Genomic DNA, 13,578 nt, shown 5'->3' with positions numbered 1-13,578 from the left:
TCTCCTTGGCCCCGGGCGGTCCCGTAAGACAGGATCGGACCTCATGGACCTGCTGAACACGCTGGTGGACAAGGGGCTTCGGCGCGAGCTGCCGACCCGCGAGGAAGCACTCGCCGTGCTCGCCACCTCCGACGACGATGTGCTCGATGTGGTGGCCGCGGCCGGCAAGGTACGCCGGCACTGGTTCGGCCGACGCGTGAAACTTAACTACCTGGTCAACCTCAAGTCCGGCTTGTGCCCGGAGGACTGCTCCTACTGCTCGCAGCGGCTCGGCTCCACGGCCGGCATCCTGAAGTACACCTGGCTCAAGCCCGACGAGGCGTCCAAGGCGGCCGCCGCGGGCCTGGCCGGGGGCGCCAAGCGGGTGTGCCTGGTGGCCAGCGGACGCGGCCCGACGGACCGTGACGTGGACCGGGTGTCCGACACGATCAAGGCGATCAAGGAACAGAACGAGGGCGTCGAGGTGTGCGCCTGTCTGGGTCTGCTCTCCGACGGGCAGGCCGAACGGCTGCGCGAGGCGGGCGCGGACGCGTACAACCACAACCTCAACACGTCCGAGGGAACATACGCGGACATCACGACCACCCACACGTACGCCGACCGGGTGGACACGGTGCAGAAGGCACACGCGGCCGGCCTGTCCGCCTGTTCCGGTCTGATCGCGGGCATGGGCGAGAGCGACGAGGACCTGGTGGACGTGGTCTTCTCGCTGCGCGAGCTGGACCCGGACTCCGTTCCGGTGAACTTCCTGATCCCGTTCGAGGGCACCCCGCTCGGCAAGGAGTGGAACCTCACCCCGCAGCGGTGTCTGCGCATCCTGGCGATGACACGGTTCGTCTGCCCGGACGTGGAGGTGCGGATCGCGGGCGGCCGCGAGGTGCATCTGCGGTCGATGCAGCCACTCGCGCTGCACCTGGCCAACTCCATCTTCCTGGGCGACTACCTCACCAGCGAGGGACAGGCGGGCAAGACCGACCTGGACATGATCGCGGACGCCGGGTTCGAGGTGGAGGGCGCCGACGAGGTGACGCTTCCGGCGCACCGCGCGGACGCGGTGGGCGGATGCGGGTCGCACGCCGGGGCGGGCTGCGGGTCGCACGAGGACGCGGGCTGCGGGTCGCACGAGGGTGCGGGCTGCGGCAGCGTGTGTGGTTCCGCCGGGGAGGCCGCCGAGGCTCCCGCGGTCACCGCCGGTGCCGCGGCCAACGAGCCGCGTACGGATCTGGTCGCCGTCCGCCGCCGGGGCGCCGGAACGGACCTCGCGCCCAATGCCTGACCTGAGCGTGCCCGAACTGCTGGCACTCGACCGGCGGCACGTCTGGCATCCGTACGGGCCGATGCCCGGCCGGGACGAACCGCTCGTCGTGGAGTCGGCGAGCGGGGTGCGGCTGCGGCTCGCGGACGGCTCGGGCGAGCTGGTCGACGGCATGTCGTCCTGGTGGTCGGCGGTCCACGGCTACCGTCACCCGGTGCTCGACGAGGCCGCGCGGGAGCAGCTCGGGCGGATGAGTCATGTGATGTTCGGCGGGCTCACGCACGAGCCCGCCGTCCGGCTCGCCAAGCTCCTTGTCGACATGTCTCCAGAAGGGCTGGAGCATGTCTTCCTCTCCGACTCCGGCTCGGTGTCGGTCGAGGTCGCGGTCAAGATGTGCCTCCAGTACTGGCGTTCGCTCGGCCGGCCGGAGAAGCGGCGCCTGCTGACCTGGCGGGGCGGCTACCACGGCGACACCTGGCAGCCGATGTCCGTGTGCGACCCCGAGGGCGGGATGCACGAGCTGTGGAGCGGGGTGCTGCAGCGCCAGGTCTTCGCGGACGCCCCGCCCGCGGACTACGAGGAGACCTACGCCGAACATCTGCGTACCGAGATCGAGCGGAACGCCGGTGAAATCGCCGCGGTGATCGTCGAGCCGGTGGTGCAGGGCGCGGGCGGGATGCGGTTCCACTCCCCCGCGTACCTGCGGGTGCTGCGCGAGGCGTGCGACGCGCACGACGTGCTGCTGGTGTTCGACGAGATCGCCACCGGGTTCGGCCGCACCGGCGAGTTGTTCGCGGCGGACCACGCGGCGGTGACACCGGACGTGATGTGCGTGGGCAAGGCACTCACCGGCGGGTATCTGTCGATGGCGGCGACGCTGTGCACGCCCCGGGTGGCCGACGGGATCTCGCGCGGCGAGGTGCCGGTGCTGGCCCACGGACCGACGTTCATGGGCAACCCGCTGGCGTCGGCCGTGGCCTGCGCCTCGATCGAGCTGCTGCTGGGGCAGGACTGGCGGGCGGAGGTCACCCGGATCGAGACCGGGCTGAAGGAGGGGCTGGCACCCGCCGCCGACCTGCCCGGGGTGAAGGACGTACGCGTCCTGGGCGCGATCGGGGTGGTCCAGCTCGACCACGAGGTGGACATGGTGGCGGCCCGCCGCGCGGTCGTTCGCGAGGGTGTGTGGCTACGGCCGTTCCGCGATCTGGTCTATACGATGCCGCCGTACGTGACCGGGGACGCGGACGTGGCACGGATCGCGCGCGCGGTGTGCGCGGCGGCACGGGAGGGATGAGATGCCAGTACTGGTGATCACGGGGACCGGCACGGAAATCGGCAAGACCGTCACGACCGCCGCCGTGGCCGCCGCCGCGCTGGCCGCCGGGCGGTCGGTCGCCGTGCTGAAGGCCGCGCAGACCGGGGTACGGCCGGGCGAGCACGGCGACGCCGACGAGGTGGCACGGCTGGCCGGATCGGTGACGGCGACCGAACTCGCCCGCTATCCGGAGCCGTTGGCGCCCGGCACGGCAGCGCGGCGGGCGGGACTGGCTCCCGTGCGCCCGCACGAGGTGGCCGAGGCCGCCGCCAAACTGGCCACCGATCACGACCTGGTGCTGGTCGAGGGGGCGGGCGGTCTGCTCGTCCGGTTCGACGCGGCGGGCGGCACGCTGGCCGACGCGGCGAGTCTGCTGAACGCGCCCGTGCTGGTCGTCGCCGCCGCAGGGCTCGGCACCCTGAACACGACCGAGCTGTCGGCGCGTGAACTTCGGGCCCGGGGAATTGAGTTGCTCGGTGTGGTGATCGGCAGCTGGCCCGGCTCACCCGACCTCGCCGCGCGCTGCAACCTGGCGGACCTGCCCGAGGTGGCCGGGGCGCCACTGCTGGGCGCGCTCCCCGCGGGCGCCGCCGCGCTCCCGCCGGGCGACTTCCGGACCGCGGCGCCGGGCTGGCTGGCTCCCCGCCTGGACGGCACCTGGGACGCGGAGGCGTTCCGCGTCCGCGAGGCGCCGTAGCGGACGTACGGCGCCGCCGACGTCCCCGAAGGGGGGTGCGACGGCACCGTACGGGGGAGAATCCCCATGGATTCGTCCCGGCCGTCCTGGCCGTCGTGTCTGGGAGGTTGCCATGGGGGTACGGCCCGCGGGCTCCGGCAAGCCGGTGCGCGATCCCGTCCACCACCCGTTGTTCGCCCGCTGCTACGCCCGGATCAGTACGCGCGCCGAGACCAGATACGGCATGGCCGCGATGCGCCACCGGCTGCTCGCCGGGCTGTCCGGGCGGGTGATCGAGATCGGGGCGGGCAACGGGCTGAACTTCGCGCACTATCCGGCGGCCGTCTCGGAAGTGGTGGCGATCGAACCCGAACGGCTGCTGCGCCGGCTGGCCGTCCAGAACGCCCTGCGCGGTGACGTACCGGTCGACGTGGTGCCCGGCGCGGCGGAGGCGCTGCCGGTCAAGAGCGAGGCGTTCGACGCGGTCGTACTGTCCCTGGTGCTGTGCAGCGTCCGTGACGTTCCCCGCGCCCTCGCGGAGGTACGGCGCGTGCTGCGGCCGGGCGGCGAGGTGCGGTTCTTGGAGCACGGCAGGGGCGGCGGTCCGGCGATGGCGTTCGTGCAGCACGCCCTCGACCGCACCCTGTGGCCCGCCCTGACCGGCGGCTGCCACCTCACCCGCGACCCGGTCACCGCGCTGCGGACCGGCGGCTTCGAACTGGGCCCCTACCGGCGGGTGCTGCTCCCGGAGCGGGGCCCGACGCTGCCCACCTCGTACTGCGTCCTGGGCACGGCCTGGCGGCCCGGGACACGCGGGGACACGAACGGGGGCTAGGAACCCTGGATCCCTGGATCCCTGGAAACCCATGAACACGGCCCCTGCCCGGTGCGAGACTCCTCGGGTACAGGGGGGATTACGGACGTGCCCCCGATCACACTAGGCTCAGCCACGACACGGGAGTATGACGTCAGGCGAGCGAGGAGGCGGCGTTGTCCACACCTGCTGCGGAGCAACCGCCCGAGCGGTCGGGTGACGGGATCGCCGCCCGCGCCCGGGGACTGACCAAGGCGTACGGCTCGGGCGAGACCGCGGTGCTCGCCCTGGACTCGGTGGACGTGGAGATCGCCGGCGGGCGCTTCACCGCGGTCATGGGTCCCTCGGGCTCCGGGAAGTCCACGCTGATGCACTGTCTGGCCGGGCTCGACACCGTCTCGGCCGGAGAGGTCTGGCTCGGCGGCACGGAGATAACCGGGCTGAAGGAGCGGGAGCTGACCCGGCTGCGCCGGGACCGGATCGGCTTCATGTTCCAGTCGTTCAACCTCATACCGACGCTGAACGCGGCCGAGAACATCACCCTGCCCATGGACATCGCCGGCAAGAAGCCCGACGAGAAGTGGCTGGACCAGGTCATCGACACGCTCGGCCTGCGCGGTCGGCTGAAGCACCGGCCCGCGCAGCTCTCCGGCGGTCAGCAGCAGCGTGTCGCCTGCGCGCGGGCGCTGGCCTCCCGGCCGGAGCTGATCTTCGCCGACGAGCCGACCGGCAACCTCGACTCACGGGCCGGTCTCGAAGTGCTGGGCTTCCTGCGGGAAGCCGTGGACGAACTCGGGCAGACCGTCGTCATGGTGACCCATGACCCGAGCGCGGCCGCCCACTCCGACCTGGTCCTGTTCCTCGCCGACGGGCGGATCGTGGACCGGATGGAACGGCCCACGGCGGACGCGGTACTGGAACGCATGAAGCGTTTCGACGTCAAGCGGGCCGAGTCCGGAGCCGACGACGACGGCGACGCCGGCTCCGGCTCCGGCTCCGGCACCGCCGAGGAGGCCTGACCCGGTGCTGAAGGCGACACTCAGAAGCTTCCTGGCCCACAAGGGACGGCTGATGCTGTCCGCGCTGGCCGTCGTCCTGTCCGTGGCGTTCGTCGCGGGCAGCCTGATCTTCTCCGACACGGTCACCCGTACCTTCGACCGGCTGTTCGCCTCCACCGCCGCCAATGTGACGGTGGGCCCGAAGAACGACCTCAAGTCCTCCGTGCCGACCGGCGCCGTGCAGACCGTGCCCGCCGCGCTCGCGGACCGGGTCGCGAAGGTGAACGGGGTCGTGGCGACCCACGCCGACGTCTCCGTCCAGAACATCGTGGTGGTCGACAGCCACAACAAGTCCGTGGGGCCGACCACCGGCGCACCGACCATCGCCACCGACTGGTACCGCACCGCCCGTAGTCCGGTGAAGCTGACCTCCGGCCACGCTCCCGGCGGGCCGGGCGAAGCACTGCTCGACGCGGACACCGCCGACAAGAAGCACGTCCGGATCGGCGACACCCTCACGGTGCAGGCGCAGCCGGGCACCTTCAAGGTCCGGGTCGTCGGCATCGCCACCTTCACCACCACCAACCCCGGCGCCGCGCTCGTCTTCCTCGATCCCGCGGTGGCCGCCCGCGAACTGCTCGGCTCGGCCGACCGTGCCACCAGCATCTCGGTGGACGCGGCGAAGGGCGTGACCGACGAGGTGCTCAAGCGGCGCGTCGCCCAGGCCGTGGGCTCCGGCGACTACGACCTGAAGACCGCCGACGAACAGGCCAAGTCGGACGCGGCCGGCCTCGGCGGATTCCTCGACGTCATCAAGTACGTGATGCTGGGCTTCGCCGGTATCGCGGTCCTGGTCGGCATCTTCCTCATCGTCAACACCTTCTCCATGCTGATCGCCCAGCGCACCCGCGAACTGGGCCTGCTGCGCGCGCTCGGCGCCGACCGGCGCCAGGTGCGGCGTTCCGTGCTGACGGAGGCGGTGCTGCTCGGCGTGGTCGGCTCCACGCTGGGGCTGGCCGCGGGCATCGGGCTGGCGTACGGGCTGATCCGGCTGATGAGCGCGTTCGGCATGAACCTGAAGGCCGCCGAAATGGTCATCGACTGGCCGACGCCCGTGTCGGCGTATGTCGTCGGTGTCGGCGTCACCTTCGTGGCGGCCTATCTGCCCGCGCGGCGGGCGGCGACGGTGTCGCCGATGGCGGCGCTAGCGGACGCCGAGATCGCCGGTGTGGGCAAGCCGCTGCGGACACGCGCGGTCGTCGGAACCGTAGTCGGCGCGGCCGGTGTGGCAGCGCTCGTCGGCTGCGCGGTCGCGGAGAAGACCGCCTCGGCGGCCTCCTTCCTGGCCCTCGGTGTCGTACTGACCCTGATCGCGACCGTGATCGCCGGTCCGCTGCTGGTCCGGCCGGTGATCCGCGTCCTCGGCGGCGCCTTCCCCGCGCTGTTCGGCTCGGTCGGCCGGATGAGCCAGCGCAACGCCCTGCGCAACCCGCGCCGCACCGGCGCCACCGCGGCCGCTCTGATGGTGGGGCTGGCGCTGGTCGGCGGGATGTCGGTGGCGAGCGCCTCCATGTCCAAGTCGTTCGACGAGCAGATAGACAAGACCCTCGGGGCCGACTTCGTGGTCCAGAACAGCAACTTCCAGCCGTTCACTCAGGAGGTCACCGACAAGGTGCGCGGCACGGCCGGCGTGAGCCTGGTCGTACGGCAGCGGTTCGCGCCGGTGGCGGTGCGGCTGCCGGACGGCAAGCGGATCGAGACGACCGCCGCCGGGTACGACCTCCGGGCGGACGACGTCGCCCACATCACCTACACGGAGGGGAACACCGCGGCGGCGCTGGCCGACGGCAGCTTCGCCATGGACGCCGCCTTCGCCAAGGACCACGAGGTGCGGCTGGGCAGCACGGTCCCGGTCGAGTTCCCGGGCGGCCGGAAGGCCGACCTGAAGGTGGGTGCCCTGACCCACCAGGCCGGATCCGGTGGGTTCGGCATGCAGGGCGGGCTGTTCTTCGGCATCGGGACGGTCGAGAAGTACGTGCCCGGCGGGCAGGACTCCTCGCTCTACGTCAACGGTGCCGCCGGCGTCTCCGCCGACCAGCTGCGCTCCCGGCTGGAGCGGACACTCGACTCGTATCCGCAGGTCCAGGTGCGTGACCAGGCCGACTACAAGAGGCTGGTCCACGACCAGATCGCGGTCCTGCTCTATCTCGTGTACGCGCTGCTCGGGCTCGCGATCGTGATCGCGGTGCTCGGCGTGGTCAACACACTCGCACTGTCCGTGGTGGAGCGCACCCGGGAGATCGGGCTGCTGCGCGCGATCGGACTCGCCCGACGGCAGCTGCGCCGGATGATCCGGCTCGAGTCGGTCGTGATCGCCGTGTTCGGCGCCGTGCTGGGGCTGGCGCTGGGACTGGTGTGGGGTGTGTGCACCCAGCAGGTGCTGGCCTTGCAGGGCATGACGGCGCTGGCGGTCCCGTGGGGCACGATCGTCGCGGTGGTGATCGGTTCGGCGCTGGTGGGCATCGTGGCGGCACTGCTGCCGGCGCTGCGCGCCTCCCGGATGAACGTGCTGGCGGCCATCGCGCACGAGTGAGGATCGCGCGGAATTCCGGCAGCCGTCCGGATGCCGGAATTCCGCGTCGGGAAGCCGGTTCCCATGATGGGGTCATGCCCATGACCGAACTGCGTGTGCGAGCCGCCGGGTCCGACGACCTCGACACCGTGCTGGCCTTCTGGAGGTCGGCGGCCGAGGGCACCAGCATCAGCGACGACCTGGACGGCGTGGCCCGCCTGGTCGCCCGCGACCCCGGGGCACTACTCCTGGCCGAGCACGGGGAGGAACTCGTGGGGACGGTGATCGCGGGCTTCGACGGCTGGCGCTGTCATCTGTACCGGCTCGCGGTGCATCCGGGGCGGCGCCGGCAGGGCATCGGCTCGGCGCTCCTGGCTGCCGCCGAGGAGCGGTTCGTACGGCTCGGGGGGCGGCGCGGGGACGCGATGGTGCTGGTCCGCAACGAGCACGCCCAGCATGCGTGGCGGTCCGCGGGGTACGGGCCGCAGGAGGAGTGGCGGCGCTGGGTGAAGCCCCTCGCCACCTGAGCGGCTTTGCTCTTCCTTTACCATTGAGGGGCAGAGACTCACCAACGAAAGGTGTGAGCGTCCGCCCATGGACGAGCCTCCCGGTCTACACCGTCGCGCGTTCCTCCCCGCCCTGTCCGACCATGGGACGGAGGTGACCCGATGACCGAAGTGCTCCTCCTGCTGGTGGCGGTGCTGCTGTCGCTCATCTGCGGCGCCTTCGTCGCCGCCGAGTTCTCCCTGACCACCGTGGAACGCCGCGAGCTGGAACGGGCCGCCGAGCGCGGCGAACGGGGTGCGGCGGGTGCCCTCAAGGCCGTACGGACTCTGACGTTCCAGCTGTCCGGCGCGCAGCTGGGCATCACCGTCACCAACCTGGTGGTCGGCATGCTGTCCGAGCCGTCGATCGCGGCGCTGATCGCGGGCCCGCTGCGATCACTCGGCCTCTCGTCCGCGACGGCGAGCTCGGTCGCGCTGGTACTCGGCACCGCCCTGTCCACCGTGTTCCTCATGGTCGTGGGCGAGCTGGTGCCCAAGAACTGGGCGATCTCCTCGCCGCTCGCCGTCGCGAAGCGGGTGGGCAACCCGCAGCGCCTGTTCAGCGCCGCCTTCCGCCCCTTCATCACCCACCTCAACAACACGGCCAACCGCGCGGTACGCCGGATCGGCCTGGAGCCCGCCGAGGAGCTGGCCTCCGCCCGCGGCCCTCAGGAACTGGCGGCACTGGCCCGGCACTCCGCCAAACAGGGTGCCCTGGAGGCGGACACCGCCGAGCTGTTCGTACGCACCCTGAACCTGGCCGACCTGACCGCGGAGAACGTGATGACGCCACGCGTCCAGGTCGTCGCCCTGGATGTCCAGGCGACCTGCGAGGACGTGGCGAACGCGACGCGGGCGACCGGGCTGTCCCGGTTCCCCGTGTACCGCGGCAGCCTGGACGCGGTCGTCGGCACCGCCCACATCAGGGACGTGCTGGCGATGCCCGCCGCGGATCGGCCGCGACGGCGCGTCTCCCAGGTGATGCGCGAACCCCTGCTGGTGCCCGAGTCGCTCACCGTCGACCGGCTGCTGGACCGGCTGTCCGACAGGCGCACGATGGCCGTCGTGATCGACGAGTACGGCGGTACGGCGGGCGTCGCCACCCTGGAGGACATCGTGGAGGAGGTCGTCGGCGAGGTACGGGACGAGCACGATCCGCACGAGACGCCCGACCTCGCCCCGGCCGGGGCCGACGCGGACGGCCGGGCGCTCTACTCGGCGGACGGGGCCGCCCGCACGGATCAGCTGGCCCGGGTGGGACTGACGGTGCCCGGAGGGCCGTACGAGACGCTCGCCGGGCTCGTCGCGACCGAGCTGGGCCGCATCCCGTGCACCGGGGACCGGGTCGAGGTCGCCGGGTGGCGGCTGGACGTCGTCAACGCGTCGGGGCGCAGGGCGGCCCGGGTGCTGCTGCACGCGCCGCTCGCCGGTGAGCCGACGGAGCCCGGATCCGGGGGGGATGCCAAGTGACCGGCCTCCAGTTGCTGATCGGTCTGGCGACCCTCGTCGCCAACGCGTTCTTCGTGGGCGCCGAGTTCGCGCTGATCTCGGTACGCCGCAGCCAGATCGAGCCGCGCGCGGAAGCGGGCGACCGGCGGGCCAGGAGCGTGTTGTGGGGGCTGGAGCACGTGTCGGCACTGCTGGCGGCGGCCCAGCTCGGCATCACGCTGTGCACCCTGGTCCTGGGTGTGGTCGCCGAGCCGGCGATCGCGCATCTGCTGGAGCCGGTGTTCCACACTCTGGGTGTGCCGTCGGGCGCGGGGCATGTGGTGTCCTTCGTGATCGCGCTGACGCTGGCCACCTATCTGCACATGCTGCTGGGCGAGATGGTGCCGAAGAACGTCGCCCTGGCCGAACCGGTGCGCAGCGCGCTGCTGCTCGGCCCGCCGCTGGTCACGCTGTCCCGGGCGCTGCGGCCGGTGATCTTCACCATCAACGCGTTCGCCAACGCTCTGCTCGCACTGCTCAGGGTGGAGACGAAGAACGAGGTGGCGGCGACCTTCTCGGACGCGGAGCTGGCGGAGATCGTCAGGGACGCGGGCGAGGCGGGCCTGATCGACGAACGGGCACGGAAGCGGCTGCGCGACGCCCTGGAGCTGGGCCGCCGCCCGGTGCGGGACGTGGTGGTACCGCTGGAGCGTGTGGTCTACGCGCGCGTGGGCGTCAACCCCGAACAGCTGGAGCGGCTGTCCGCCGAGTCGGGTTTCTCGCGCTTCCCGGTGGTGGACGGGGGCCGCCGGATCGCAGGCTATCTGCACGTCAAGGACGCGCTGGACGCCCTGCCGCGGGACGTGCCCTTCCGGCTCCAGGACATGCGGCCCATCCCCCGGGTCCGCGAGAACACCCCACTGGACGACGTCCTCACCGCGATGCGCGGCAACCGCACCCACCTGGCGGCAGTCCTCGGCACCGACGGCCGTCTGGCCGGACTGGTGACGATGGAGGACGTACTGCGGGAACTGTTCGGCCGACGGGCGTGAGGGAAGGGTGGACCGGGGCGACCGACCGACGGGTATGGAGTCGGGATAGCATCGCTGTCGCCATGCAGACGAATCCCACACCTCCCGCACACACCAGCCTGGTCGCGGTCGGCGACTCCTTCACCGAGGGCATGTCGGACCTGCTGCCCGACGGCTCCTACCGGGGCTGGGCCGACGTGCTCGCCGCGCGGATGGCCGCCCGCAGTCCCGGTTTCCGCTATGCCAACCTGGCGGTGCGCGGAAAGCTGATCGGGCAGATCGTCGAAGAGCAGGTCGATGTCGCGGCCGCGATGAAGGCCGACGTGGTCACGCTGGTCGGCGGTCTCAACGACACGCTGCGGCCCAAGTGCGACATGGACCGGGTCAAGGACCTGCTGACCGAGGCGGTGGAACGGCTGGCGCCGTCGTGCGGGCAGCTCGTACTGATGCGCAGCCCCGGCCGCGAGGGCCCGGTGATGGAGCGGTTCCGGCCGCGCATGGAGGAACTGTTCGCCCACGTGGACGAGCTGGCGCGGCGGCACGGCGCGCTGGTGGTGGACCTGTACGGCGCCCCGTCGCTGGCCGACCCCCGGCTGTGGGACGTGGACCGGCTGCATCTGACGGCCGAGGGACACCGCCGGGTCGCCGAGGCCGTATGGCAGACGCTCGGCCACGAGCCCGAGGACCTCGAGTGGCGCACCCCGATGGCGGCCACCGCTCCCCCGGGCTGGGGCAGCCGCCGGGCCGCCGACGCGAGGTTCGCCAGGGAGCATCTGCTGCCATGGATAGGACGCCGCCTGACCGGCCGCTCGTCCGGCGACGGCCGCTCACCGAAGCGACCCGAGCTGCTGCCCTACGAGGGCCCGGCGTAGGGCGGCCATGAGCACATGAGCACCCGGGTGATCAACATTCGGGGCCGGCGCAACCAGTTCGGCCCCCGCCTGGAACACGCCCCCGAAGACGTCGTGTACGTCGGCCGCCGCTGGACCCTCGGCGGCTGGGACCTGCCCGCTCACCCGCTGCGCAATCCCTTCGCCTACGACACCGCGAAGAAGAAGCGGGACGGCACCCGAACCGAGGTCATGGCGATGTACCGGGCGTACCTCCTGGAGCGCCCCGAGCTGCTGGACCTGGTGGCGGACCTGCGCGGCATGACCCTGGCCTGCTGGTGCGCGCCGCAGCCCTGCCACGCCGACGTCCTGGCGGAGCTGGCCGATACGGACGACGTGACGTAGGACTCGCGTCCCCCTTGTAGCGGTCCGGACCTGTGGATCGGTGGAGGCCACGTTCGCTCTTTCGGCTTTCGAGCGTCCACACGATGTCAGCGGGCAGTACGGTGTGCGCACTCGACTCAGGGGGCCTGATGAGCGACGGAAGTAACGGGGCGGGACGCCGGAGTGTTCGTTGCGGCGCTCGTGCTGCTGTTTGTGAGCGTGATGCAAGGGTGGCCGGTCGTCCCATGGCTGTGCGGGGTGGTCCTCGTCGGCGTCATGGTGACGAACGCAGCGCGGCGGCGGCAAGCAGGCGAAAGGCCGCCAACGAGCGAGGAGCGGCCGTGGCGAAGGCTTGGTGAATAGCAGGCCAGCCGCATCTCGCGAAGAGACTGCTCACTTGGGCACGATGACTCCGTTGCAGGTTCCCACCTTGAGAGCAGGCTTGCACAACTCGATGAGCCGGCTGGCGTTAGCCGCATTTGCGTACCTGATCAGGGTCGGTTCGTGGCCGTTGCGCCGATCAGGTCGCGTAGGCCACCGTCGAGTTCCCCGCCGGCAAGGGGCACGCGGCCCATGGCTCCCAGGAAGAGACTTCGCTCTCAGGGAGCATCGTCCGTAGTCATGGGCGGGATGAAGCGGCTCTGGAGCGGGGCAATGTCGTCAATTAAGCCCGCCCGCCTCCACATTCGCCTGGAATGCCGGAGACGGGCGGACAGCCGACCGCAGTGTTCCGCGACGGTATTCGAGGCGTCATAACGGCGACATGCAGGGCGTCATATCGATGTCACTCTCAGCAGCGGACGGCTACCGTGATCCCATGACGACGCCGAATAGCACCCTCCGGGCGGCACGCATGGCGCTGCTCATGTCCCAAGACGAATTCGCCCGCGCGATCCGTGAGGCGGGCGAACGGGCAGGCACCCCGAACGACGCCAGTAAGCGGCTTGTCCAGCGGTGGGAGTCCGGGCAGATTGCCGCACCACGCCCCGTGTACGCCCGCGCGCTGGAGGCGGTCACCCGTATGCCGATCGGCAGCCTGGGGTTCCCGGCCAACACGCTCGCCAGGGTCACCGATGACGGGCAGGGCGGCCACGATCTCCAGGACTCACCGGTCGGCGTGCCCATCCTCACCGCTGTCCCGACGGCGCAGACAGCCCCGACCGGCACCTACTCCGGGGTCTGGCTCAGCACCTACGAATACGTCTCCAGCGGGCGCGGCGGCGAGGTCTTCACAGGAAAGCACTACGTCGTACTTCTCCAGCACGGCAACACGCTCTCCGGGCGCAGCCTGCCGAACGGCAGCCTCAACCCGGACTCGCCGCTGTCCCTCGATCTCCAGCTTGACGGCAACACCGTGACCGGCACCTGGACGGAGCAGACCGCCCGGGACGGCTATTACCAGGGGGCCAGGTACTTCGGCGCCCTTCAGATGTTGGCCGAGCCGACGGGCCGCAGGATGGCCGGCAAGTGGGTGGGTTTCGGCCGCGAGTTCGATGTGAACACGGGGCCGTGGGAATTGCGGCTGGTGGACGCATCGACGGACAAGGCAACGCTGGAGCGGTACAACCAGCCACCGGGGTAGCCCGGACGCGACGAAAGCGGCGCCCTCCCGGCGGAGAGCGGGGCATGCGGTCATACGTTGCTGACGCTCGCCTGCGTAAGACGGTACGGCGCATCGTGCTGGCCAGCGAGACCGAGACGGCCGTCGAGTCCTGACCGGCGGCCGTCTC

The 13,578-nt window shown here is 71.3% G+C and carries 12 protein-coding genes; all 12 read left to right on the top strand.

Annotated features, from left to right (window positions below):
- Positions 1-43: 43 nt before the first annotated feature.
- The 12 genes from bioB to ACIPK3_RS24670 all read left to right on the top strand — a co-directional run bounded on the left by bioB (position 44) and on the right by ACIPK3_RS24670 (position 13,430).
- Positions 44-1,276: a biotin synthase BioB gene (gene bioB, locus ACIPK3_RS24725; protein WP_402572926.1), complete on the top strand. Its 1,233-nt coding sequence runs from the start codon at positions 44-46 to the stop codon at positions 1,274-1,276.
- Complete coding sequence (locus tag ACIPK3_RS24720; protein ID WP_402572924.1) at positions 1,269-2,549, top strand: adenosylmethionine--8-amino-7-oxononanoate transaminase; 1,281 nt, start codon at positions 1,269-1,271, stop codon at positions 2,547-2,549. The genes bioB and ACIPK3_RS24720 overlap by 8 nt, the downstream gene beginning before the upstream one ends.
- A gap of 1 nt (position 2,550) precedes the next feature.
- Positions 2,551-3,267 (top strand): dethiobiotin synthase, encoded by a 717-nt coding sequence (gene bioD / locus ACIPK3_RS24715; protein ID WP_402572923.1) that lies wholly within the window; start codon positions 2,551-2,553, stop codon positions 3,265-3,267.
- 112 nt (positions 3,268-3,379) lie between these two features.
- The gene (locus ACIPK3_RS24710; RefSeq protein WP_402572922.1) at positions 3,380-4,081 is read left to right on the top strand and encodes a class I SAM-dependent methyltransferase; all 702 of its coding nucleotides are present in this window, start codon (positions 3,380-3,382) and stop codon (positions 4,079-4,081) included.
- A 155-nt stretch (positions 4,082-4,236) separates the two neighbouring features.
- Entirely contained in the window at positions 4,237-5,079 is an 843-nt protein-coding gene (locus tag ACIPK3_RS24705) for an ABC transporter ATP-binding protein (protein ID WP_402572921.1), read from the top strand.
- A 4-nt stretch (positions 5,080-5,083) separates the two neighbouring features.
- Positions 5,084-7,651 (top strand): ABC transporter permease, encoded by a 2,568-nt coding sequence (locus ACIPK3_RS24700; protein ID WP_402572920.1) that lies wholly within the window; start codon positions 5,084-5,086, stop codon positions 7,649-7,651.
- Positions 7,652-7,731: 80 nt separating this feature from the next.
- Entirely contained in the window at positions 7,732-8,157 is a 426-nt protein-coding gene (locus ACIPK3_RS24695; protein WP_402573055.1) for a GNAT family N-acetyltransferase, read from the top strand.
- A gap of 141 nt (positions 8,158-8,298) precedes the next feature.
- A complete protein-coding gene (locus ACIPK3_RS24690) occupies positions 8,299-9,645 on the top strand; it encodes a hemolysin family protein (protein ID WP_402572918.1) in 1,347 nt (448 codons plus the stop codon).
- Positions 9,642-10,655 (top strand): hemolysin family protein, encoded by a 1,014-nt coding sequence (locus ACIPK3_RS24685; RefSeq protein ID WP_402572916.1) that lies wholly within the window; start codon positions 9,642-9,644, stop codon positions 10,653-10,655. Before ACIPK3_RS24690 ends, ACIPK3_RS24685 begins: the two co-directional genes overlap by 4 nt.
- A 62-nt stretch (positions 10,656-10,717) precedes the next feature.
- The gene (locus ACIPK3_RS24680) at positions 10,718-11,506 is read left to right on the top strand and encodes an SGNH/GDSL hydrolase family protein (RefSeq protein WP_402572915.1); all 789 of its coding nucleotides are present in this window, start codon (positions 10,718-10,720) and stop codon (positions 11,504-11,506) included.
- Positions 11,507-11,521: 15 nt separating this feature from the next.
- Positions 11,522-11,869 carry a DUF4326 domain-containing protein gene (locus tag ACIPK3_RS24675; protein WP_402572913.1) on the top strand — a complete coding sequence of 116 codons (348 nt, stop codon included), beginning with the start codon at positions 11,522-11,524 and terminating at the stop codon, positions 11,867-11,869.
- A gap of 796 nt (positions 11,870-12,665) precedes the next feature.
- Positions 12,666-13,430 carry a helix-turn-helix domain-containing protein gene (locus ACIPK3_RS24670; RefSeq protein ID WP_402572911.1) on the top strand — a complete coding sequence of 255 codons (765 nt, stop codon included), beginning with the start codon at positions 12,666-12,668 and terminating at the stop codon, positions 13,428-13,430.
- Positions 13,431-13,578: the final 148 nt, after the last annotated feature.

Source organism: Streptomyces sp. NPDC086787 (genome assembly GCF_044745865.1).
GTDB lineage: Bacteria > Actinomycetota > Actinomycetes > Streptomycetales > Streptomycetaceae > Streptomyces.
Note: the sequence above shows the minus strand (reverse complement) of the source record. Positions and strands in the feature narration are given on the sequence as shown.

What these genes read in the sequence shown, in the direction of transcription:
- bioB (WP_402572926.1), top strand. Translation starts at nt 44, where the DNA reads ATGGACCTGCTGAACACGCTGGTGGACAAGGGGCTTCGGCGCGAGCTG.
- ACIPK3_RS24720 (WP_402572924.1), top strand. Translation starts at nt 1,269, where the DNA reads ATGCCTGACCTGAGCGTGCCCGAACTGCTGGCACTCGACCGGCGGCAC.
- bioD (WP_402572923.1), top strand. Translation starts at nt 2,551, where the DNA reads ATGCCAGTACTGGTGATCACGGGGACCGGCACGGAAATCGGCAAGACC.
- ACIPK3_RS24710 (WP_402572922.1), top strand. Translation starts at nt 3,380, where the DNA reads ATGGGGGTACGGCCCGCGGGCTCCGGCAAGCCGGTGCGCGATCCCGTC.
- ACIPK3_RS24695 (WP_402573055.1), top strand. Translation starts at nt 7,732, where the DNA reads ATGACCGAACTGCGTGTGCGAGCCGCCGGGTCCGACGACCTCGACACC.
- ACIPK3_RS24690 (WP_402572918.1), top strand. Translation starts at nt 8,299, where the DNA reads ATGACCGAAGTGCTCCTCCTGCTGGTGGCGGTGCTGCTGTCGCTCATC.
- ACIPK3_RS24680 (WP_402572915.1), top strand. Translation starts at nt 10,718, where the DNA reads ATGCAGACGAATCCCACACCTCCCGCACACACCAGCCTGGTCGCGGTC.
- ACIPK3_RS24675 (WP_402572913.1), top strand. Translation starts at nt 11,522, where the DNA reads ATGAGCACCCGGGTGATCAACATTCGGGGCCGGCGCAACCAGTTCGGC.
- ACIPK3_RS24670 (WP_402572911.1), top strand. Translation starts at nt 12,666, where the DNA reads ATGACGACGCCGAATAGCACCCTCCGGGCGGCACGCATGGCGCTGCTC.